The 21230-nt window shown below is 56.6% G+C and carries 20 protein-coding genes; 15 read left to right on the forward strand and 5 right to left on the reverse strand.

Features of this window, described 5'->3' with window-relative positions; genetic code table 11:
* Positions 1-12 precede the first annotated feature (12 nt).
* The 15 genes from GEOB_RS16185 (at position 13) to GEOB_RS16255 (ending at position 16331) form a co-directional block, all read left to right on the forward strand.
* Positions 13-2574, forward strand: coding sequence for a pyruvate formate lyase family protein (locus tag GEOB_RS16185; protein WP_012648329.1), 2562 nt, complete (start codon positions 13-15; stop codon positions 2572-2574).
* Positions 2571-4496, forward strand: coding sequence for an aldehyde ferredoxin oxidoreductase family protein (locus GEOB_RS16190; protein WP_012648330.1), 1926 nt, complete (start codon positions 2571-2573; stop codon positions 4494-4496). The genes GEOB_RS16185 and GEOB_RS16190 overlap by 4 nt, the downstream gene beginning before the upstream one ends.
* Before the next feature lie 209 nt (positions 4497-4705).
* Positions 4706-5572 carry an alpha/beta hydrolase gene (locus tag GEOB_RS16200; RefSeq protein WP_012648332.1) on the forward strand — a complete coding sequence of 289 codons (867 nt, stop codon included), beginning with the start codon at positions 4706-4708 and terminating at the stop codon, positions 5570-5572.
* A 102-nt stretch (positions 5573-5674) separates the two neighbouring features.
* Positions 5675-5821, forward strand: a complete 147-nt coding sequence (locus tag GEOB_RS20190; protein WP_012648333.1) for a hypothetical protein — start codon at positions 5675-5677, stop codon at positions 5819-5821.
* A gap of 290 nt (positions 5822-6111) precedes the next feature.
* Positions 6112-6648, forward strand: a complete 537-nt coding sequence (pyrR, locus tag GEOB_RS16205; RefSeq protein WP_012648334.1) for a bifunctional pyr operon transcriptional regulator/uracil phosphoribosyltransferase PyrR — start codon at positions 6112-6114, stop codon at positions 6646-6648.
* Positions 6649-6702: 54 nt separating this feature from the next.
* Positions 6703-7638 carry an aspartate carbamoyltransferase catalytic subunit gene (locus tag GEOB_RS16210; protein ID WP_012648335.1) on the forward strand — a complete coding sequence of 312 codons (936 nt, stop codon included), beginning with the start codon at positions 6703-6705 and terminating at the stop codon, positions 7636-7638.
* A 117-nt stretch (positions 7639-7755) separates the two neighbouring features.
* Positions 7756-9033, forward strand: a complete 1278-nt coding sequence (locus GEOB_RS16215) for a dihydroorotase (protein WP_012648336.1) — start codon at positions 7756-7758, stop codon at positions 9031-9033.
* 90 nt (positions 9034-9123) lie between these two features.
* Positions 9124-10245: a glutamine-hydrolyzing carbamoyl-phosphate synthase small subunit gene (gene carA, locus GEOB_RS16220; RefSeq protein ID WP_012648337.1), complete on the forward strand. Its 1122-nt coding sequence runs from the start codon at positions 9124-9126 to the stop codon at positions 10243-10245.
* Between the two features lie 82 nt (positions 10246-10327).
* On the forward strand, positions 10328-11254 hold the full coding sequence (locus GEOB_RS16225; RefSeq protein WP_012648338.1) for a radical SAM protein: 927 nt from the start codon (positions 10328-10330) through the stop codon (positions 11252-11254).
* Positions 11251-11580, forward strand: a complete 330-nt coding sequence (locus GEOB_RS16230; protein WP_012648339.1) for a DMT family protein — start codon at positions 11251-11253, stop codon at positions 11578-11580. Before GEOB_RS16225 ends, GEOB_RS16230 begins: the two co-directional genes overlap by 4 nt.
* A gap of 104 nt (positions 11581-11684) precedes the next feature.
* Positions 11685-11897 (forward strand): type II toxin-antitoxin system VapB family antitoxin, encoded by a 213-nt coding sequence (locus GEOB_RS16235; protein ID WP_012648340.1) that lies wholly within the window; start codon positions 11685-11687, stop codon positions 11895-11897.
* The gene (locus GEOB_RS16240) at positions 11884-12237 is read left to right on the forward strand and encodes a type II toxin-antitoxin system VapC family toxin (RefSeq protein ID WP_012648341.1); all 354 of its coding nucleotides are present in this window, start codon (positions 11884-11886) and stop codon (positions 12235-12237) included. Before GEOB_RS16235 ends, GEOB_RS16240 begins: the two co-directional genes overlap by 14 nt.
* Positions 12238-12289: 52 nt before the next feature.
* Positions 12290-15532 (forward strand): carbamoyl-phosphate synthase large subunit, encoded by a 3243-nt coding sequence (gene carB / locus GEOB_RS16245; RefSeq protein ID WP_012648342.1) that lies wholly within the window; start codon positions 12290-12292, stop codon positions 15530-15532.
* An 83-nt stretch (positions 15533-15615) separates the two neighbouring features.
* Positions 15616-16092 carry a transcription elongation factor GreA gene (gene greA / locus GEOB_RS16250; protein WP_012648343.1) on the forward strand — a complete coding sequence of 159 codons (477 nt, stop codon included), beginning with the start codon at positions 15616-15618 and terminating at the stop codon, positions 16090-16092.
* 41 nt (positions 16093-16133) lie between these two features.
* Positions 16134-16331 (forward strand): DUF1858 domain-containing protein, encoded by a 198-nt coding sequence (locus GEOB_RS16255; protein WP_012648344.1) that lies wholly within the window; start codon positions 16134-16136, stop codon positions 16329-16331.
* Positions 16332-16520: 189 nt separating this feature from the next.
* Here GEOB_RS16255 and GEOB_RS16260 read toward each other — a convergent pair whose 3' ends face one another.
* From GEOB_RS16260 to GEOB_RS16280, 5 genes are all read right to left on the reverse strand, one after another.
* Positions 16521-17372, reverse strand: a complete 852-nt coding sequence (locus GEOB_RS16260) for a metal-dependent hydrolase (protein WP_012648345.1) — start codon at positions 17370-17372, stop codon at positions 16521-16523.
* A gap of 186 nt (positions 17373-17558) precedes the next feature.
* Positions 17559-18305, reverse strand: coding sequence for a GltB/FmdC/FwdC-like GXGXG domain-containing protein (locus GEOB_RS16265; protein ID WP_012648346.1), 747 nt, complete (start codon positions 18303-18305; stop codon positions 17559-17561).
* A gap of 73 nt (positions 18306-18378) precedes the next feature.
* Positions 18379-19485, reverse strand: a complete 1107-nt coding sequence (locus GEOB_RS16270; protein WP_012648347.1) for a class II glutamine amidotransferase — start codon at positions 19483-19485, stop codon at positions 18379-18381.
* Positions 19486-19502: 17 nt separating this feature from the next.
* Positions 19503-20780 carry an NAD(P)/FAD-dependent oxidoreductase gene (locus tag GEOB_RS16275; protein ID WP_012648348.1) on the reverse strand — a complete coding sequence of 426 codons (1278 nt, stop codon included), beginning with the start codon at positions 20778-20780 and terminating at the stop codon, positions 19503-19505.
* Positions 20777-21226 (reverse strand): 4Fe-4S dicluster domain-containing protein, encoded by a 450-nt coding sequence (locus GEOB_RS16280; RefSeq protein WP_012648349.1) that lies wholly within the window; start codon positions 21224-21226, stop codon positions 20777-20779. The genes GEOB_RS16275 and GEOB_RS16280 overlap by 4 nt, the downstream gene beginning before the upstream one ends.
* Positions 21227-21230 lie beyond the last annotated feature (4 nt).

Here is a 21230-nt window from a genome sequence, read left to right on the forward strand (position 1 = left end):
AGGAGATTCTGCATGGAAAGAGCACTTCCCGTAGCAATGACCCCGAGAACCAAAGCCCTGCTTGAGGCGCTGAAGCGGCAGGGGCGGAAGAACCGGGCGGATGAGTGGTTCCGCAACAGCATGTTTCCCGATGTCGGCAAGGAATTTCCCCAGGAGCCGGTGATCGTCCGCACCGCCCTGGCCAGCGAGGCCATGCTGTGCGCCATGACCGACGAGCGCAATTCGCTCCATACCGGCACCTATGCCATCGCCGATGGTGAGCTGATCGTCGGTGTCCTCCCCATGGGCTCCAACGGCCTGGGCAAGGTTTTTCCCAATTACCTGACTGAGGACGAAAAGCGTGCCGCGCGGATCACCAATCGGACCGAACTGTCGCTCCTGGGACATAACACTGCCGATTACGACCGGCTGGTGCGCTACGGCATCCGCGGCATTCTGGAGACCTGCGAGAGCAAGAGTGCGGAAATCAAGGCCAAGCAGCCGCTTACCGAGGACGATCAGAACAAGCTCGATTTCTACCGGGCCGTGCGCATTGCCAGCGAGGCCGTGGTCGAGTATGCCGGCCGCTTCGCCGACCTGGCCCGGGATAAGGGGCGAACGGAGAGCGATCTCCGCCGACGGGCCGAACTGGCCGAGATTGAGCGGATCTGCCGCAAAGTGCCCCTGGAGCCTGCCGACACCTTCCACGAGGCGCTGCAGAGCATCTGGTTCGTCCACACTGCCCTCCACGCCAGCATGAATCTCATCTCCCTCGGCCGGCTCGATCAGGTGCTGGCCCCCTACCTGGCGAGCACAGTCGAAAAAGGTGTGTACGACCCGGCCAAGGGGGTGGAACTGTTCGAGTGTTTCCTGATCAAGGCGGCGTGGCGGCTCAACTACACCACCGAATACCTGGTGCAGCAGGACCACATGGACTACAACGCCGCCCTGGGCGTCAACCCCTATTATCTGGACCAGCGGGCCGGCGCCAACAACTTCCTGCAGAACGTCATCATCGGCGGACTGAAGCCCGATGGCAGCGATGCCACCAACGACTGCACCTTCGTCATCCTTCGGGCCTACCGCAACGTCAACCTTCCTACCCCCGGCATCTATGTCCGCATGGGCAGCTCTTCGCCGGAGAACCTCAAGTTTGCCGTGGCAGAATCGCTCCACGAGACAGGAAACAACCCGTCGATCCTCAACGACGATGTCCTCATCCCCGCTCTGTACCGGGCCTTCTGCGAAGGGGAAGACCCGACCGACCGGGCACGCCTGGCCGAACTTAAGGCCGTGGTCAACGACTACTGCGTGGACGGCTGCTGGGAACCGATCCTGAACGGCAAGAGCGACTGGACCTTCGGCATGATCAACGGTATGACCATCCTGGAGTGCTCCCTCAATAAGGGGGCGACCCTGGACAACAACCCCGGCACCCTCCGCGGCGGCAAGCTGAGCTACTCCTCCGGCGAGATCGCCAGTTATGGAGCGCTGCGGGAATCCCTGCGCGGCCACCTGCAGTTCTTCGTCGATCAGTCCGCCTTCGGCCTCTACAAGTACTACATGACCGACGAGTACGTGGTCCCCTGCCCGCTCTTTTCCGCCTTCCTAGGCACCTGCCTGGAGCGGGGACGGGACAAAGCCTGGGGCGGCGCCGAGTACAACATCGGCGGCACCATCCTCACCGGTGTACCGAACATGGTCAACACCGTCTGCGCCATGAAAAAATGGGTCTTCGACGAGGGCAAGTACCACCTTGACGACGTGCTGGAGGCGTTCCGCAACAACTTCGTCTCGCCCCAGACCACCAACCCGGCGTCCCAGCGCACCTACGACGCCATCCGGGTCGACTTTGCCACCAATAGCCCGCTCTTCGGCTCCAATCATCCCGAAGCCAACGCAGTCACCCGCTGGATCCTGGATGACTATTTCGATGCGGTGATGAGTTCCAAGTCCATGGCCGACCGAATCTTCCTCAAGAAGCCTGCGACGACCGAAGAAGAGCGCGAGGTAAAGCGGCTGCGTTACATTGCCGGCTACTTCGGCGAATCGTTCCAGGAAAAATTCGGCCCCCAGTTCAATATCAAGTTCACCGCCGGCTGCGGCACCTTCGAGCAGTATCCCCTCCAGGGAGCCGGCATTGCCGCCTCTGCCGACCGCGCCGCGGCAGCACCGCTGGCCCCCAACTTCACTCCCCCTCCCGGTACGCAGATAAATGGTATCGGCAACCTGCTCGCCTCGTTCAGCGGCCTCGGTCTCGACCGGTTAGGCGCGGGGGTCATCACCGACCTCTGCCTCGACCAAAGCCAGAATGACCCGGAGGTGATCCGGGGGATCATGGAGCAGTTCATCGCCAACAAGGGGAATATGATGACCCTGGCCATCGGCAACAGCGCCGTCTACCAGACAATCTACGAACTTTCCTGGGCTGCGTCAAAGATGTCGGACCAGACGGAGGCGGTGCGCAAGCTTGAGGAATATTCCGCCATCAACGTCCGGGTCGGTGGTTGGCAAGCCCCCTTCATCACCATGTCACTGGACCAGCAGGAAAACTACATCAACCGCCCGGTTACAGCCGGGGGAGGTGCCCGATGAGCAAAGGTTATATGGGACGCATTCTCTGGGTCGATCTAAGCAAGGGAACCTTTCACACCGAGCACCTTGACGATGCCCTCTACGAGCAGTTCCTCGGCGGCTACGGCCTGGCGGCGAAGGTCATCTTCGACCGGCAGAAGCCGAGGCTGTCCGCCTTTCACCCGGACAACATCCTGGCCATGATGAGCGGGCTCTTGACCAACGGCCGGGCCATCTTCAACGGGCGGTGGATGCTGGCCGGCAAGAGCCCGTTAACCGGGACCTGGGGCGATGCCAACTGTGGCGGCGACCTGGCTCCGGCCATTAAAGAAAGCGGCTTCGACGGCATCTTTTTTATCGGCAAGAGCGAGAAACCGGTCTATCTGCTGATCGACGGGAAGAAGATGGAGTTGCGGGATGCCTCGGCGCTCTGGGGAATACTGGATGCGGTCGAGACCGAAAATCGCCTCAGGGCGGTACATGGCGACGATTTCCGGGCCGCCTGCATCGGCGCGGGAGGCGAACGGCGCTCGCTGATCGCCGGTGTCGTCAACGGCAAGGGACGGCTTGCAGCCCGCAGCGGTCTGGGTGCCCTGATGGGCTCGAAGAACCTGAAGGCGGTCTGTCTCAGGGGAGACCACCAGACCGGCTGCCATGACGAGGCTGCGGTCTGGCAGCATACCACCCAGTTTCTCACTAGCCTGGAAACCGACCTCAACGATTTCGGCAAGAAGATGAAGCAGGCCGGTACTGCCGGCACCCTCACCGATTCCACCACCTCGGGGGACTCGCCGCTCCTGAACTGGCAGGGGGTACCGGCGGATTTCCCGGCGGAAAAGGCCAACAAGATCGATCTCTTCTCCGTCACCCGGTATGAAACCCGCAAATACCATTGCTACGGCTGCCCCTTCGGCTGCGGCGGTCTCTGCATGATCCCGGACGAACCACTGCTGAAGGAAACGCACCGCCCGGAGTACGAGACCATCTGCGGCTTCGGCGCCCAATTGCTCAACGACAACATCGAAAGCATCTTCATGGTCAACGAGCTCTTGAACCGGGCCGGCATCGACACCATCAGCTGCGCCACCACCGTCAACTGGGCCTTCGAGGCTTACGCCAAGGGCATTCTGACGCAGGAAGACACCGACGGGCTGGAGCTTACCTGGGGCAACCATGGAGCGCTGGTCGCCCTGGTGCAGAAGATCGTCGCCGGCGAGGGGATCGGCGCCATCCTGGCCAACGGGGTAAAAAAGAGCGCCGAGCACTTCGGTGGCGAGGAGCTGGCGGCGCCCATGCACGTGCACGGCCAGGAACTGCCCATGCACGATTCCCGCAGCACCAGCGGCGGGCTCGATCTCGGTGTGGGATACGAAACGGAACCGACCCCCGGCCGTCATACCGCCACCTTTGCCGGTTGGGACCAGTACAAGCATTCTGACCATCCCAAGAACAGGCTGTTCGACAAGTTCCGCCTGAAGAGCCGCTATGAAAAGCCGGTCGATGACGACCACGAGAAACAGGGGGAACGCCTGCGGGGGGCCAGCTGTGCGGAGGACATCATCAACGGGGCCGGGCTCTGCAACTTCGGCTTCTATCTGGGACCGGCGCCGCCGCTGGTGGAGTGGCTCAACGCCACTACCGGCTGGCGCAAGACCTTCGACGATTACCTGCTGGTCGGTCAGCGGATCAAGACCGTCCGTCATGCCTTCAATATCCGGGAAGGGCTGGAGGTTGCCGAGATCCGCATGCCCGAGCGGGCGCGGGGAAATCCTCCGCTTACCACCGGCCCCAACGCATACAGCGGCAATGTCCTGGCGTGGGATGACGCGAAGAAGGACTACTACCGGGCCATGGGATGGGACGAAATCACCGGGCGTCCCTTACGGGAGACACTCCGGTCCCTGGAGCTGCCGGAAGTGGAAAAGGCCCTGTACGGGGAATGACCTTATTCATGCCGGCGGATATTGCCAGGGAATCGCAGGACTGGTTCAACAGAAAAAATTTTTACCTGGTCAGCAATCGGCAAATAGAGGATAACTGCATCAAGAAAGAGTTGCTCTCGGAATTACATGGTTTCGAGACCATTGCACCTTTGTATCAGTATCTATACAAAGTGGCAGCATACAAAATGTCCAACAAGAGAGGGCATTAAATGACCAAAATTTTACTATTGGTCTTGCTGATCGCCCTAACCGTCCTTTGCCAGGGATGCGTCGGCAGGCTTTTCTACTACCCGGACAAAGAAACCTACGACACACCGGCTCGCCATGGTCTTCCCTTTGAGGAGGTCACCTTTGCCAGCAAGGATGGCACAAGACTTTCCGGCTGGTTCATTCCGGCAGTCGGCAAGCCCAAGGGCACGGTGATCCATTTCCACGGCAATGCCCAGAACATGACCGCCCATTTCGGCTTTGTCTCCTGGCTCCCTGCTGAAGGCTTCAACCTCTTTGTCTTCGATTACCGGGGCTACGGAAAGTCGGCGGGGCGCCCGAACCGGCAGGGGGTCTTTGAAGATTCCGTCGCAGCCATATCTTACATTGCCGCACGAAAGGACGTGGACCAAAACCGGCTCCTCATCCTTGGTCAGAGCCTTGGCGGCACCAACGCCATTGCTGCAGTGGGCATGAATCGCTTCACCGGCATCCGGGCCGTTGCCATCGAATCCACCTTTGCCTCCTATCGGGAAATCGTCCGGGACAAGATCGGAGAGATCCCTATAGTATCCCTTTTTAAATGGCCCCTCTCCTATCTCCTTGTCGGCAACAGTCACAGCGCCGATCAGGTGGTGGACAAGATCGCGCCCCTACCCCTCTTGCTCATTTACGGTGATGAAGATCCGATCATTCCATACCGTCACGGCAAGAAACTGTTCGAGAAGGCAAAGGAACCGAAACAATTCTGGACCATCAAGGGGGGCAGCCACACTGAGGCCTTCCTGGAGGCAGGCTCGCCATACCGGGCCAAGCTGGTCAGCTTCTTCCTCGAATCACTTGATGGCAAACTGAAAATCCCAAAGTGAACCTGCTTCTCTCCTCTTCCATCCTGTGCTACAATCCATCCGTTTTTAATCTCAAAACGGAGGAGCCCTCCCGGCAGAGGACTTCTTCAGAGGGGTACTGCCATGAAAAACTTGATCTATATCTTGTCGGTAGGAATTTTTCTGATATCCGGTTGCGTGTGGGTGGGGCCAGGCAAATCGGCTCCTCCAGGGCAGGTAAAGAAAGCCACCGGATATAATCCGGCATCGGGCAAGTTCAAGGTCAAGTAGTCATCATTGCCTGCCCCATGGCCTAATAAGCGACAGCCAATCCCAAAGGGTTCAGTCCGTTTTCTCTCTTGACTCCTGATGGCAACGATGGTACTGTCCTACGACTTTATTCCATACTCCCCTTTTAATTTAGCCCCGTGAGGTTAGCAAAGGTGATGAAGAGAGAACCTCCCAAGATAGCTTGTGAAGAGCCTCTCCGTCTTTTGCGCGGGAGGCTCTTTTTTCATGCCCCCTCATCAGCTGTAACCTCCCTGCTTCACCAACCTGACATGCGAGAAAGGAGTGCCTAAGTGGGAACTGAGAATACCGTAATTTTAGATGGAGTCGGCGTCAAACGAGCTCTAACCCGTATTGCCCATGAGGTGCTGGAACGCAACAAGGGGGTCAAGGACCTGGTGCTGGTGGGAATCCGCACCGGCGGCGTTTATCTGGCCCATGAGCTTGCGTTGCGCCTGGAGGAGATCGAAGGGGAAAAAGTAGGTGTAGGTGCTGTCGACATAACACTGTACCGGGACGATATCAAAGGGCATTCGGAACATCTGCCGGTGGGAAAAACGGACATTCCCTTTTCCATAGAGGGGAAAAAGGTTGTCCTGGTAGATGACGTACTGTTTACCGGCCGCACCATCAGGGCAGCAATGGACGCCATTATGGATCACGGCCGGCCTTCATGCATCCAGCTTGCGGTTCTTGTGGACAGGGGCCATCGGGATCTGCCCATCCGAGCCGATTTCGTAGGGCGTAACGTCCCAACAAGCCTGAAAGAGAATATTACGGTCGCCTTTGACTCTGCCAACAAACCGACCGAGGTCGTTCTGGAAAAATGATCTTTTGCCGGGGCACCTTTCGGGGCTGTCCGATATGGCACACAGGAGGTAACCATGGCTTTCAAGCATAAAGATATCATCGGACTGCAGGACCTGACCAGGGAAGAGATAGAGTTGCTTCTGTCCACGGCTGAAAACCTCAAGGAGATAAACAGCCGGGAGATAAAAAAGGTGCCGACCCTGCGCGGCAAGACGGTGGTGAATCTGTTTTACGAGGCATCCACCCGCACCCGCACCTCCTTCGAAATAGCGGCAAAAAGGCTCTCCGCCGACACCATCAACATAACCGCCTCCACCAGCTCGGTGACCAAGGGCGAAACTCTCTCCGACACGGCGCGCAACGTCCTGGCCATGAACCCGGACATCATCGTCATGCGCCATGCTGTTTCCGGCGCCCACCACTATCTGGCAAAGCGGGTTTCCTGCTCGGTGATCAATGCGGGTGACGGCGCCCACGAGCATCCATCCCAGGGACTTCTGGACATGCTGACCATGCGCCAGCAATTCGGCAAACTTGAAGGGCTCAAGGTGGCCATCGTCGGCGACATCACCCACAGTCGCGTGGCCCGTTCAGACATCTACGGCCTGACCAGGATGGGGGCCAACGTCTTTCTTGCCGGGCCGCCGACCATGATGCCTCCGGGTATCGAGCGTCTCGGCAATGTGACCGTGTGCAAGGACATGCGCGAGGCGGTGGCCGATGCGGACGTGGTAATGATGCTTCGCATCCAGCTGGAGCGCCAGGGGAAGACCCTGCTCCCCACCATGAAGGAATATTCCCGTTATTTCGGTCTGAACCAGAGTGTGCTGAAGCTGGCAAAGAAAGATGCCATGGTCATGCATCCAGGACCGATCAACAGGGGGGTCGAACTGAGCTCGGACGTTGCCGACGGCAGCCAGTCCCACATCCTGAAACAGGTGGAAAATGGCGTCGCAGTGCGGATGTCCATGCTGTATCATGTGAGCGGCGGGGAACTGCCCACCGAATAATAGGAAATTGTAGGGGCGAATCTTGTATTCGCCCATCCCAAGGGGAAATCCTGTATTGCGGCAAGGCATGGGCGATCACAAGGATCGCCCCTACATCTAAATTATGGGGTGATAATTATGAACATATTTATAAAAGGAGGGCGGGTAATTGACCCGTCACAGAACATTGATGAAACCCTGGATCTGCTGGTTGTGGCCGGCAGGATCAAAGAGCTCGGCAAGGGGCTGAAAGCTCCTGCCGACGCAGAGGTCATCGATGCCGCCGGCCTTCTGGTCACCCCAGGCCTCATCGACATGCACGTCCACCTGCGTGATCCGGGGCTGGAATACAAGGAAGACGTCATTACCGGCACCATGGCCGCGGCAGCCGGTGGGTTCACCTCGGTGGCATGTATGCCCAACACCAAGCCGGTCAACGACAATAAGGCCATTACTTCCTATATTGTCAACAAGGCGAAAGCTGAGGCACTGGTAAACGTTTTTCCGGTCGGGGCCATTACCCAGGGAAGCAAGGGAGAAAATCTGGCCGAGATGGGTGAACTGAAGGAAGCAGGCTGTGTCGCCGTCTCCGACGACGGCCGTCCGGTTGTCAATGCCGAGTTGATGCGCAGGGCTCTGGAATATGCCAAGGGCATGGGGGTCATGGTCATCGCCCATTCGGAAGAACTGGCATTGGTGGGTGAAGGGGTGATGAATGAAGGCTTTACCGCCACGGAACTTGGCCTCAAGGGCATTCCCTGGGCAGCGGAAGACGTGGCGGTCGCCCGTGACGTTTATCTGGCCGAATTTACCAATTCCCCCATCCATATCGCCCACATCTCCACAAAAGGATCGGTACGGATCATCCGGGATGCCAAGGCCCGTGGCGTGCAGGTCACCTGCGAAACGGCCCCCCACTATTTTTCCCTCACCGATGATGCGGTGCGCGGCTACGAAACAAACGCCAAGATGAATCCGCCGCTTCGTGAGGCTGAGGACGTGGCTGCCATCAAGACCGGTCTGGCAGACGGCACCATCGATGCCATCGCCACCGACCATGCGCCCCATCACCTTGATGAAAAGGACGTGGAATTCAATGTGGCCCTCAACGGCATCATCGGTTTGGAAACATCCCTCCCCCTTTCCCTGAAGCTGGTTGAGGAAAAGGTGCTGGATATGAAGACCCTGGTGGAAAAGATGGCGGTGAGACCGGCGCAGATCCTTGGTCTTGACCGGGGCACCCTCAAGACAGGAGCACCAGCCGATGTGACCATCATCGATCCCAAAGCCGAATGGGTGGTGGAGGCGGAGAAACTCGCCAGCAAGTCGAAGAATTCCCCCTTTCTCGGACGGAAGATGACGGGGGCTGCTGCCTACACCATTGTCGACGGGAAGGTAGTTCATAAAAGGGATTGATCCCGGTGGGGAATCGTAGGGGCAATTCCGTAGGGGCAATTCATGAATTGCCCCTACACATTAATACATACCAATTCAGGAGCATTAAACATGAAAGCAGTTTTGGCGCTCGCTGACGGGCGCATTTTCAAGGGCAGGTCTTTCGGCGCATCCGGTGAAGCTACCGGTGAGGTAGTCTTCAACACCGCCATGACCGGTTACCAGGAGGTCCTCACCGACCCATCATACAAGGGGCAGATGGTCACCATGACCTATACCCAGATCGGCAATACCGGGATCAATGGAGAGGATATCGAGAGCAAACAGCTCTATCTTTCAGGGTTTATCGTCAAGGAATATCACGACTGCCACTCCAACTGGCGCGCCACCATGAGCCTGGATGCCTATCTCAAGGAAAACGGCATCGTCGGCATTCAGGGGCTGGATACACGAGCGTTGACACGCCATCTGCGTGACAATGGCGCACAGAACGGCATCATCTCCACCGTCGATTTCGATCCTGAGAGTCTTGTAAAAAAAGCGCGTGCTATCCCCAGCATGGCCGGGCTCGATCTCGCCTCCGGCGTCAGCACCGACAAGCCTTACCACTGGACACAGGGGCTGTGGGATCTGGAAGGGGGATACCCTGAGGTTGATGCCAAGAACCTGAAATACAAAGTGGTAGCCTACGATTTCGGCATCAAGTACAACATTCTCCGTTGTCTGGTGGATGCAGGCTGCGATGTGACCGTGGTCCCTGCCACCTTCCCGGCGGAAGAGGCGTTGGCCATGAATCCGGATGGCATATTCCTCAGTAACGGCCCTGGCGATCCGGAGCCACTGGTCAAGGTCCAGGAAGAGATCAGAAAGTTCATCGGCAAGAAGCCCATTTTCGGCATCTGCCTGGGTCACCAGCTCCTTGGGCTTGCCCTTGGCGGCAAGACCATCAAGCTGAAATTCGGCAACCACGGCTCCAATCTGCCGGTCATGGACATGGAGACAAGAAAGGTGGAGATCACCGCCCAGAACCACGGCTTTGCCGTCGATTTGGAATCGTTGGGTGATGTTGCTTGCCTGGGGCATGAGAACCTCAACGACCAGACGGTGGAAGGCATCCGCCACTGCACGCTGCCCATATACTCGGTGCAGCATCATCCGGAGGCATCGCCGGGGCCGCACGATTCACATTATCTGTTCGCGCGTTTTGTAGAGCTGATGGAGAAAAATCGGTAACTGGTCGGCGGTGGATAGTCGACGGTAAAGCAGATTGATGTTTTTTACCTTCCGACCATCGGCTGCCGACCGCCGACTGTTTATGCGTTACATCGATCTTTATCAATCTGGAGAATTATTGCAGCGCATCCGTGCTGCTTATCAGCGACTGAAAAGCTGCGACCTCTGCCCCCACGACTGCCGGGTCAACCGGCTGGCAGGTGAGACGGGCATCTGCCGTAGCGGTGCTTTGCCGAAAATTGCCTCGGCTAACATCCATCGCGGCGAGGAACCGCCGATTTCAGGCTCGCGCGGTTCGGGAACGATCTTCTTTTCCAACTGCAACCTGTCGTGTCGCTTCTGCCAGAACTTCCCCATCAGTCAGTTCGGCAACGGAGAAGAGCTGAGCATAAGGCAGTTGGCGGAGAAGATGCTCAAGCTGCAACGGCAAAAGGCGCACAACATCAACCTGGTTACGCCGAGCCATTTTTTGCCCCAGTTTCTCGCTGCCCTCTTCATGGCCATCAAGGAAGGCTTCAATCTCCCCATCGTCTGGAATTCCAACGGCTACGAAAAGGTCGATGTGTTGCAGCTGCTGGACGAGATCGTAGATATTTACCTGCCAGACATGAAATACGCCGCCGATGAACCGGCCAGGGCACTTTCCGGCGCCCCAGCCTATCCAACCTTCAACAGGCTGGCCGTCCGGGAGATGCTGCGCCAGGTTGGGCAACTGCAGGTTGATGAAGAAGGTATCGGTATTCGTGGGCTGATCGTCCGGCACCTGGTATTACCCGTAAATAAGGCTGGAAGCGATGAAACCTTGCCCTGGATTGCAAAACACCTGGGAGAGGCAACCCACGTGGCGCTGATGAGCCAGTATTTTCCGGCCCATTTGGCAAGAGCCACCCCAGGCATTGACCGGCCCCTGACTGCCGAGGAATACGATGCAGCGGTGGAAGCGCTGGAAGAGGCAGGACTTGAATCGGGCTGGGTACAGGAACTGGAACAGGAGCGCCGGCCGGTATGAGAACTATTGTCCTGTTGATCATCTCCAACGTTTTCATGACCTTTGCCTGGTATGCCCACCTGAAGAACCTGCAGAACCGGCATTGGCTGATTGCCGTGGTCGTCTCCTGGGGCATCGCCTTTTTCGAGTATCTGGTGCAGGTGCCGGCCAACAGGATCGGCTATCGCGGCAGTTTCTCCCTGGCCCAGCTGAAGATCACCCAGGAGGTGATTACCCTGGCAGTGTTCGTCCCCTTTGCCGTACTCTACATGGGGGCACCGCTGAAACTGGACTATCTGTGGGCGGGGTTTTGTCTGGCAGGCGCGGTCTATTTCATCTTCAGATAGGTGCAAAGGGAGTTTAGGAAGCGCTGATTTCCACAGTCGCCCCTTGACATATGCATACAACTGATACATATTTGAGCATATAAAATATACATATGGGGAACCCTATGAGAACAACGCTCAATATCGAAGATGCCCTGTTGGAAAAGGCGGTAAAGCTGACCGGCATAACGGAAAAAACTTCCCTTGTAAAACTTGGGTTACAGGCGCTGATCGCCAAGGAGAGCGCCAGAAGGCTGGCAGGTCTGGCAGGGAGTGAAAAAGGCCTGAAAATGCCCCCGCGGAGAAGGGTAAAGGCTAAAGACGATGATCCTTGTTGATACATCTGTCTGGGTGGAGCATTTCCGCTCAGGCGCAGTCGGCCTTGAAACATTTCTGAATGACGGTCAGGTCATCTGCCACCCCTTCATTATCGGTGAGCTGGCATGTGGGAATCTGAAGAACAGGACACAGATTCTTTCCCTTCTTCAGGACCTCCCCAAGGCTTTTTGTGCCGACGATGACGAGGTGATCCGGTTCATCGACGACCATAAACTGATGGGTAAGGGCCTTGGCTACATCGATATCCATCTGCTAATGTCCGCCTTGCTCACACAGGTGCCCCTCTGGACCATGGACAAAAGGCTGCATGAGGTTTCGCTGTCGCTACTGCGCCACTGAAGCTGCACAACAGTCTAACGTGACCCCTACTACACGAAGGAGTTTGGAATACATGCCAAAACGCACAGACATCAAGAAGATTCTCATCATCGGCGCCGGCCCCATCGTCATCGGCCAGGCGTGCGAATTCGACTATTCCGGTACCCAGGCCTGCAAGGCGCTGAAGGAGGAAGGCTTCGAGGTGGTGCTGCTCAACAGCAACCCCGCCACCATCATGACTGACCCCGACTTTGCCGACCGCACCTATATCGAGCCGGTCACTCCGGAAATTCTCGCCAAAATCATCGAGAAAGAGCGGCCCGATGCGGTTCTGCCCACACTTGGCGGACAAACCGCCCTCAATACGGCGGTGGCTGTGGCTGAGAATGGCGTTTTGGACAAGTTCGGGGTGGAGCTGATCGGTGCCAAGCTCCCTGCCATCAAGAAGGCCGAAGACCGGACCCTGTTCAAGCAGGCCATGGAAAAGATCGGTCTGGCGGTGCCCCGTTCCGGCCTGGCCCACAACAATGCCGAAGCCATGGAGATCATCAGGGAAATCGGTTTTCCGGCCATCATCCGTCCATCCTTTACCCTGGGAGGGACCGGCGGCGGCATAGCCTACAATATGGAAGAATACGAAAAGATGTCGGCCACCGGCATCGATGCCTCCCCCACCGACGAGATCCTGGTGGAGGAATCGGTCATCGGCTGGAAAGAATACGAACTGGAAGTCATGCGCGATACCGCTGACAACGTGGTCATCATCTGCTCCATCGAAAACTTCGATCCCATGGGGGTCCATACGGGCGATTCAATTACCGTTGCCCCGGCCCAGACCCTGACCGACAAGGAATACCAGATTTTGCGCGACGCAAGCCTCAAGATCATCCGCGAAATCGGTGTCGATACTGGGGGCTCCAACATCCAGTTCGGCATCAACCCGAAAAACGGTCGCCTGGTGGTTATCGAGATGAATCCCCGTGTTTCCCGCTCCTCGGCCCTGGCTTCCAAGGCGACCGGCTTCCCCATTGCCAAGATCGCCGCCAAACTGGCGGTCGGCTATACCCTGGACGAGATCACCAATGACATCACCCGGGAGACCCCGGCCTGTTTCGAGCCGACCATCGACTACGTGGTGACCAAGGTGCCCCGTTTCACCTTCGAGAAATTCCCGGCCGCCGATTCCACCCTCACCACCCAGATGAAATCGGTGGGCGAAGTCATGGCCATCGGTCGTACCTTCAAGGAATCACTGCAGAAAGCGCTCCGTTCCCTGGAGATCGGCTCCTGCGGTTTCGAATCCCGTCTCTTCGAACAGACCGCCGAAACCCGTCGGGCGCTGACGGGCAAGGAGCAGCAGCTCCTCATGGAGAAGTTGAGGACCCCAAACTGGGAGCGGCTCTGGTATCTGGGAGACGCCTTCAGAAGCGGCATGACTGTGGAAGAAATCTTTGCCGCCACCGCCTTTGACCCCTGGTTCCTCCACAACATCAGGCAGATCATCGAAAAAGAGGATGAGCTGAAGAAGGTGGATTTAGGAAAGGCAGCCGACCTGAAGGATATCCTGCTGGAAGCAAAACAGTACGGTTTTGCCGACAAGTTTCTGGGCAAATTGTGGGGCAAGAGCGAGGATGAGGTGCGGAGCCTGCGCCTGTCATTGGGTATCAAGCCCGTATTTAAGCGGGTCGACACCTGTGCCGCCGAGTTCGTTGCCTACACCCCCTATCTTTACTCCACCTACGAAGAAGAATGCGAAGCGGAGGTTACCGATCGCAAAAAGATCATGATCCTTGGCGGCGGACCGAACCGGATCGGCCAGGGGATCGAGTTCGACTACTGCTGCGTCCACGGCGTCTTTGCCCTGGCCGATGCGGGCTACGAGACGATCATGGTCAACTGCAATCCGGAGACCGTTTCCACCGATTACGATACCTCCGACCGCCTCTATTTCGAGCCCCTTACATACGAGGATGTGCTCAACATCGTCCAGCTTGAAAAACCGGTAGGGGTGATTGTCCAGTTCGGCGGGCAGACGCCGCTGAAGCTGGCGGTGGCCCTGGAAAAAGCTGGCGTACCCATCATCGGCACCTCTCCCGACGCCATTGACCGGGCCGAAGACCGTGAGCGATTCCAGGAGATGCTGCACAAGCTCGGCCTGCGCCAGCCGGAAAACGGCACCGCCCGCTCCTTCGAAGAAGCGGAAAAGGTTGCCGACCGCATCGGTTATCCCGTCGTCGTCCGTCCTTCCTATGTTCTCGGCGGGCGGGCCATGGAGATTGTCTACGACGTGGACAACCTGCGCCGTTACATGACCACCGCCGTTCAGGCTTCCCCTGAGCACCCGATCCTCATCGACAAGTTTCTGGACGAAGCAATCGAAATCGATGTGGATGCCCTCTGCGACGGCACCGAAGCAGTCATCGGCGGCATCATGGAGCATATCGAGGAAGCCGGCATCCATTCCGGCGACTCAGCCTGCTCCCTTCCCCCCTATTCCATCTCCCGGGCCATCACCGACGAGATCAGGCGCCAGACCAAGCTGATGGCGCTGGAACTGAACGTCAGGGGGCTGATGAATGTCCAGTACGCCATCAAGGGCGGCGTTATATATATCCTGGAAGTGAATCCACGAGCCTCCCGCACGGCTCCCTTCGTCTCAAAAGCCACCGGCAGGCCGCTCGCCAAACTGGCGGCACTGATCATGAGCGGTAAAACCCTGAAGGAGCTCGGCATCACCGAAGAAATCGTCCCTACCCACATTTCGGTAAAGGAAGCCGTCTTCCCCTTCGTCAAATTCCCCGGCGTCGACACAATTCTGGGACCGGAAATGAAATCCACCGGCGAAGTCATGGGCATTGACGACAACTTTGCCATGGCCTTTGCCAAGGCCCAGTTAGGAGCCGGAGTGAAACTCCCCATGAGCGGCAAAGTCTTCATAAGTGTCCGCGATGCCGATAAAAAACATATTGTCACTGCTGCAAAAAAACTGTATGATAACGGCTTTGAGCTGGTGGCAACTCGCGGAACCGCTGCCTACCTGCAGGAAAAGGGCATCACGGTTCAGGTAGTCAACAAGGTCCTTGAAGGACGGCCACACATCGTCGACTCCATCAAGAACAATGAGATCTGCATGGTGATCAACACCACCCAGGGTGCACAGGCAGTGGCAGATTCATTCTCCATCCGTCGCAGCACTTTGCTGAACAACATTGCTTACTACACCACCGCATCCGGAGCAAAGGCGGTCGTTGACGGCATTATCGCCATGCGCCAGGAAGAACTGGCCGTAAAGCCGATTCAGGATTACCTGAATTAACCGCTTTTTAACAATTACTTAGAAAAATTTATGGGGCGGCCGGTTTGGCTGCCCTGTAAAGTTCTGGGAGGAGTATTACAGAAATGTCACAGTCCGTGCCGCTGACCAAAGAAAGTTACGAGTTCCTGCAGGAAGAGCTGAAGCGCCTGATCAAGGAGGAAAGGCCCAAGGTCATTCAGGATATAGCCGAGGCCAGATCCCATGGCGACCTTTCCGAAAATGCCGAATACGATGCGGCCAAGCATCGCCAGGGGTTTATCGAGGGACGGATACTGGAGTTACAGGATAAGCTGGCCCGCGCCTATGTGGTGGACCTCTCCAACCTCAAACCGGACAAGGTTGTTTTTGGCGCCACCGTCACTGTTTACGATACCGCCACCGAGGAGGAAGTGACCTACAAGATAGTCGGTGAGGACGAAGCGGACATCAAGATTGGCAAGATGTCGTGCACCTCTCCGGTTGGCAAGGCTTTGATCGGCCACAAGCTGGACGATACCGTCAAGGTCAGCGTTCCTTCCGGAATGAAGGAATACGAAATAATAGACATCAAATACGAATAAGCGGTGTCGGCCCCGGCAAGCCCACCAAAGGAGAACGAGAAATGAGTCAACAGGTTACCAAGGATATGACATTTGCCCAGGTGATGCGCATGCATCCCGATGTGGTAAAGGTTCTGGCAAAGTATAACCTGGGCTGCGTCGGCTGCATGGGCGCCCAGAATGAATCCCTTGAGCAGGGCTGCAATGCCCACGGCCTCAATGTGGATGATGTGGTCAAGGACCTGAACGCCATCTTCTAGATCCGGGAAGCCACGCAATAATGAAAAGCCGCCTTCAGCATCTGCTGACAGGCGGCTTTTTTTGTCCCTGCAATTTCTTACTGAATGGTTGCCGTGGCTTCCGGAGTGAGTGATCGTGTCGCAGCTGGCAGCGCCGAACGAACGGACGAAGTCACGGCAGTCGTTCGTTTAGCGCCTACCTGCTCTCCTCTATTTCGTCTGCATGGTCAGCTTTTTCTGAGGCCAGCTGAAGGTCTCCCCCACCTGCAGCACCTTGACGGTTGTACTGGGGCTGGTCTTTTTCATCTCGGCGATAAATTCTGGTGCAGTGCCGGTCAGGATAGGAAAGGTACCGAAATGCATGGGAATGGCCAGTTCAGGGTCAACCAGCCTTACCGCCATTGCTGCGCGGCGCGGCCCCATGGTGAAGCGGTCGCCGATGCAGACCATCATGATATCCACCTTACCGAAATCTTTCACCAGCGTCATGTCGCTGAAAAGGTCGGTGTCACCGGTATGGTAAATGGTAGGGCCGTTCTTGATGCTGACCACCATCCCTCCCGGATTTCCTGCGTATTGCAGCCCTTTAGGGTACTTACTGTCATCCGGGGGCTCAATGGACGAACTATGCAGGGCCTGAACGAAAGCTACCTTCACCTCTCCATCCAGCAGGCTTATCTCTCCGCCGAAATTGCCGGTAGTAGGAAAGCCGAACTGCTTTTCGGGGAAGCCTCCATACTGCACCATCGCCTTGCCCAGATCGAAGGATGCCACCAGTTGGGCGCCGGTTTTCTTCGCGATTTCCGAACTGTCCCCCACATGGTCGAAGTGACCGTGGGTAACCATGATCAGATCAGCCTTTTTGATGGCGGCGAGCACCTCTTTGCCCTTGCTGTTGGCCGGATTATTGATCCAGGGATCCATGTAGAGAACTTTACCCGTTGGAGTAGTAATCCTGAAAGCGGACTGGCCGTACCAGGTGATTTCAGTGGCCGGGGCAGCCAGGGCAGTAAAGGGAAGAAGGGCAAGAGTTAAAGTTATAATTAGTTGACGCAGCTTCATTGTGTCCCTCCCGTATCTTTTATTGAGGCCGGTAGCATAAGCTGTGGAACTTTTCACGTCAATAATTTTATTAATGACATGCAAGCAAGAGAAATCAAATTTGCCCCCATGATCAATGGAAAAAGCCGCCTGTCACGACTATGGTGACAAAAGCGGCTTTTGTAAGCAGGCTGCAGACAGCTAATATTATCTGGGCATCGGACAGTACATGTTGCCGTATGGGCGCTTGCTCTTCGGCAATACCTTGACGAACTTCTCCTTCAGGAGCTCCTTTAGGTCCAGCTTGAAATCGGCGCTGTATTCCTTGAGATACCCTTCCAGCTCCTTCTTGTCCTCGGCGGTCAGGTCGCAAACGCCCACCTCCGGTGAGAGTTTGCTTTCGTCCACGCCACCCCTGACGAAAATAACGCCACCATGCATACCGGTGCCGAAACGAAAACCGTGCTTGGCCTTGTCGGGACTGTCGGTGAACATGCCGAGCAGAATCAGCACGCCGCCGGCCATGTACTCTCCGAAGAAGTCTCCTGCCTTGCCGCCGGCGATGAGAACCGGCTTATTCTCATGGTAGGATTTCATGTGGATGCCGACTCGGTAACCTACATCCTTCAAAATATGAATGCGACCGCCACGCATGCCGTAGCCGAGAACGTCGCCGGCATGACCATGGACAATTACCCGGCCGGCATTCATGGTGTTGCCGATGTTATCCTGGGCATTGTCCTTGACGACGATGGTCGCCCCATTCATGAAAGCCCCCAGGTCGTTGCCGGGAACGCCGTTGATGGTGATGGTCACTGGTTTGTTGATGCCGTCGCCGATAAAATACTGGCCGTTGACGTTGTCCAACTGCAGCTTGTCGGCCCCTGCAGCAACCGCTTCGCGGATCTTGATGTTCAGATCTCGATAATATACGCCGTTAGCGTCGATCTTCATTTCTCACTCCTTAAAAAAGTTCGAGGTTCGGGGTTCGAGGTAACGTCGAACTTCGAACTCCGAACTTCGAACCTTAAATATTCAGCTTTGCCACCACCGGTTCGCCGCCGCGGGGAGACCAGACATAATCGGGTGCAGGGCAGATCTCACGAATAGCCGCCTCTTCCGAAGCCATGTAGACGAAATCATCCTTGGTGGCACAGACCAGCGGCCGCAGCTTTACCCGGTCGTTAAGGCCGATCAGACCTTCGTTGCTGGCAAAGAGGATGGCAAAGGGACCATTGAGGAGGCCACTGCCGTATACCTGGCGAATGGCGGTAAGCAGCTGGCGGTCATCTTCTGGCAATCGGTCGATCATGTCCCAGAAAGGGGCGGCCAGGGCCATGCTGGCAAGTTCCGGAGTCAGACCGTGCTTGCGGATGAGCAGGTCGAGCATGTAGGCGACAACCTCGGTATCGGTGAGCATGGTGCAGAGATAGCCGTACATCTCCAGGTAACGCTTGTTGATGCCATAGGAGGAAATCTCGCCGTTGTGGACGATGGACCAGTCCAAAAGCGTAAAGGGATGAGCACCGCCCCACCAGCCCGGAGTGTTGGTGGGAAAACGATTGTGGGCGGTCCAGATGTAGCCCTTGTACTCCTCCAGGCGGAAGAAATCGGCAATTTCTTCCGGATAGCCTACCCCTTTGAATGCCCCCATGTTCTTGCCGGAGGAAACGACGAAGGCCCCTTCGATCTCGTTATTGATGCGCATCACATGGCCGACGATGACATCTTCAACGGTCATGTTCTGGAACTCGATGGCCTCTTTGTAATCGGCGGTCTCCAGCGGTTTGACGAAATAGCGCTTGAACGCCGGCGGATTGGCAATGGCGGCAACACGCCTGGTAGGGATTTCTTCCTGGTGCTCGACGAAAAAGTGCTGCTCCAGGTACTCCTCGGTCAACTCCAGGGCAAGACCGCTTTCGTACATGAGGTGAAAGGCATAGAAGTCCTTGAAGTCGGGATAGATGCCGTAAGCGGCAAAGCCGCCCCCAAGGCCGTTGCCCCGGTCATGCATGAGGGAGATGGACTTGATGATCACATCCCCTTCCACCAATTGCCCCGATTTGGAGATGAAGCCGGTCAGGCCGCAGTTGGAGATATCTTTCTGAAATATATGGGTAGGTTTCATTTTCATTCTTGGTAATCCTCCGGTTAGGCTACTTTCCCTTGCGGCGCAAACAGGGTGCTGCGAATCTCTCTGGTCAGGTGGGCAAAACCGAAATCCACCGCCAGAAGCTTGTCCTTGAATGGCGCAACGTCGATCTTCTCCCGCACAAGTCCGGCAAAGATGCCGGCCCGATCAACGGCGCCCACCAGAACGGCGCCGACAAGAATATTGTCCTTGAGGACGATCTTGCGGTACTGGTAGTTCTCCTGGTCAAGATAAGTCAGAATCTCGAATTCCTTCTCATCCTGGGGATTGGTGATACCCATGGAAATGGTCGGCACCTTGAACAGCTCGATGGAGTTCATGGCCAGTCCGCCCACATACCCCTTTTCACTGCCGGTCATGGCAGCGCCGGCCACGTCTCCCTGAATGTATGCATCGGGCCAGATGGGCATGGGGTTCTTGCTTTTTGAAAAGAAATCACTAGCTTCAGCAACGTCACCCGCGGCAAAAATGCCCTTTACCGAAGTTTCCATGCGGTCGTCGACAATTACTCCCCGATTTACTTCGATGCCGCTCCCCTTGAGGAATGAGGCGGCTGGACGAACGCCGATGGCAACGATAACCGTATCGCAGGGAATGAAATCGCCGGATTTGAGGGTAACGCCGGTGATATCCCTTCCCTCCCCCTCGATCTTCACCACCGTATCCTCGGTGATGACGTCGATGCCGTTGGCCTTCATCTTCTTCGCTACAATGCGGCCGGCGGTACGGTCAAAGGCTGCTGAGAGGATGCGATCGGCCAGTTCGACTATGGTTACCTTCTTATCCAGCTGGTAAAGCCCTTCGGCGGCCTTGAGGCCGATAAGCCCGCCACCGATGACAACGACACGCCGGATATCATAGGAAAGAGCCTTGAGCTTAGCCGCATCATCCCAGGTGGTGAAGGTAAAAATCTTTTCTTTGCCCTGCAGCCCGTCAATGGGAGGGACGAAGGGATCACCGCCGGTGGCAATGAGGAGTTTGTCGAAGGGAATGGTCTCACCGCCAGCAAGCTTCACCTGTTTTTTGCCACTGTCGACGGCAACGACTTCAGCGCCTAACCGGATGTTTGCCTGGTTCTTTTCATAGAAGTCTTCCGGCAGGTAGGCCATTTTTTTGTCGGTTATGGTGCCGCCAAGGAGGTAAGAAATCAGAGGGCGGCCGTAAGCAATGCGATTTTCCCTGGAGAGCACCGTTATTGTTCCATTGGCGTCATGGTTGCGGATGCCTCTGATGGCGCCGACTGCGGCAACCGAATTGCCGATGATGACATAGTTCATTTCTGGCTCCCCTCCTTGTAAACGAGGGCCCGGTTGGGGCATGCGTCAACACAGGCCGGGCTCTGCCGATCGGGGCAAAGATCACATTTATTGCCCTTCTTTTTGTTCAGGTTACGCTGAACCGCTCCATAGGGACAAGCCATGACACAGGACCAGCAACCGACACATTTATCCGTGTCCATTAACACCCTGCCGTCATCCAGTTTCTGAATGGCGCCGGAGATGCAGGCCCTGAGGCAATCGGGCTCGTCACAGTGGCGGCAGTTTGTGGAAAACGACACCACTCCGCTGTCAATCTCCTCCACCGTACAGCGCGCGATGGGACGCTCAGGCTCATGGAGAAAAGCCTTGATGGGATCTTTCGATTTTGAGTGCTCGGTAATGCAGGCCACCTCGCAGAGATGGCAACCGATACAGGCGTCTTCGATGCTATAGATTCGTTTCATTGCT

The sequence above is a fragment of the Geotalea daltonii FRC-32 genome (assembly GCF_000022265.1).
In the GTDB taxonomy this organism is placed as follows: Bacteria; Desulfobacterota; Desulfuromonadia; order Geobacterales; family Geobacteraceae; genus Geotalea; species Geotalea daltonii.

Bases quoted from the DNA above. Each gene is read 5' to 3' on its own strand.
- GEOB_RS16185 (WP_012648329.1), top strand. From the start codon at position 13: ATGGAAAGAGCACTTCCCGTAGCAATGACCCCGAGAACCAAAGCCCTG.
- GEOB_RS16190 (WP_012648330.1), top strand. From the start codon at position 2,571: ATGAGCAAAGGTTATATGGGACGCATTCTCTGGGTCGATCTAAGCAAG.
- GEOB_RS16200 (WP_012648332.1), top strand. From the start codon at position 4,706: ATGACCAAAATTTTACTATTGGTCTTGCTGATCGCCCTAACCGTCCTT.
- GEOB_RS20190 (WP_012648333.1), top strand. From the start codon at position 5,675: ATGAAAAACTTGATCTATATCTTGTCGGTAGGAATTTTTCTGATATCC.
- GEOB_RS16210 (WP_012648335.1), top strand. From the start codon at position 6,703: ATGGCTTTCAAGCATAAAGATATCATCGGACTGCAGGACCTGACCAGG.
- GEOB_RS16215 (WP_012648336.1), top strand. From the start codon at position 7,756: ATGAACATATTTATAAAAGGAGGGCGGGTAATTGACCCGTCACAGAAC.
- carA (WP_012648337.1), top strand. From the start codon at position 9,124: ATGAAAGCAGTTTTGGCGCTCGCTGACGGGCGCATTTTCAAGGGCAGG.
- GEOB_RS16225 (WP_012648338.1), top strand. From the start codon at position 10,328: ATGCGTTACATCGATCTTTATCAATCTGGAGAATTATTGCAGCGCATC.
- GEOB_RS16230 (WP_012648339.1), top strand. From the start codon at position 11,251: ATGAGAACTATTGTCCTGTTGATCATCTCCAACGTTTTCATGACCTTT.
- GEOB_RS16235 (WP_012648340.1), top strand. From the start codon at position 11,685: ATGAGAACAACGCTCAATATCGAAGATGCCCTGTTGGAAAAGGCGGTA.
- GEOB_RS16240 (WP_012648341.1), top strand. From the start codon at position 11,884: ATGATCCTTGTTGATACATCTGTCTGGGTGGAGCATTTCCGCTCAGGC.
- carB (WP_012648342.1), top strand. From the start codon at position 12,290: ATGCCAAAACGCACAGACATCAAGAAGATTCTCATCATCGGCGCCGGC.
- greA (WP_012648343.1), top strand. From the start codon at position 15,616: ATGTCACAGTCCGTGCCGCTGACCAAAGAAAGTTACGAGTTCCTGCAG.
- GEOB_RS16255 (WP_012648344.1), top strand. From the start codon at position 16,134: ATGAGTCAACAGGTTACCAAGGATATGACATTTGCCCAGGTGATGCGC.
- GEOB_RS16260 (WP_012648345.1), bottom strand. From the start codon at position 17,372: ATGAAGCTGCGTCAACTAATTATAACTTTAACTCTTGCCCTTCTTCCC.
- GEOB_RS16265 (WP_012648346.1), bottom strand. From the start codon at position 18,305: ATGAAGATCGACGCTAACGGCGTATATTATCGAGATCTGAACATCAAG.
- GEOB_RS16270 (WP_012648347.1), bottom strand. From the start codon at position 19,485: ATGAAAATGAAACCTACCCATATATTTCAGAAAGATATCTCCAACTGC.
- GEOB_RS16275 (WP_012648348.1), bottom strand. From the start codon at position 20,780: ATGAACTATGTCATCATCGGCAATTCGGTTGCCGCAGTCGGCGCCATC.
- GEOB_RS16280 (WP_012648349.1), bottom strand. From the start codon at position 21,226: ATGAAACGAATCTATAGCATCGAAGACGCCTGTATCGGTTGCCATCTC.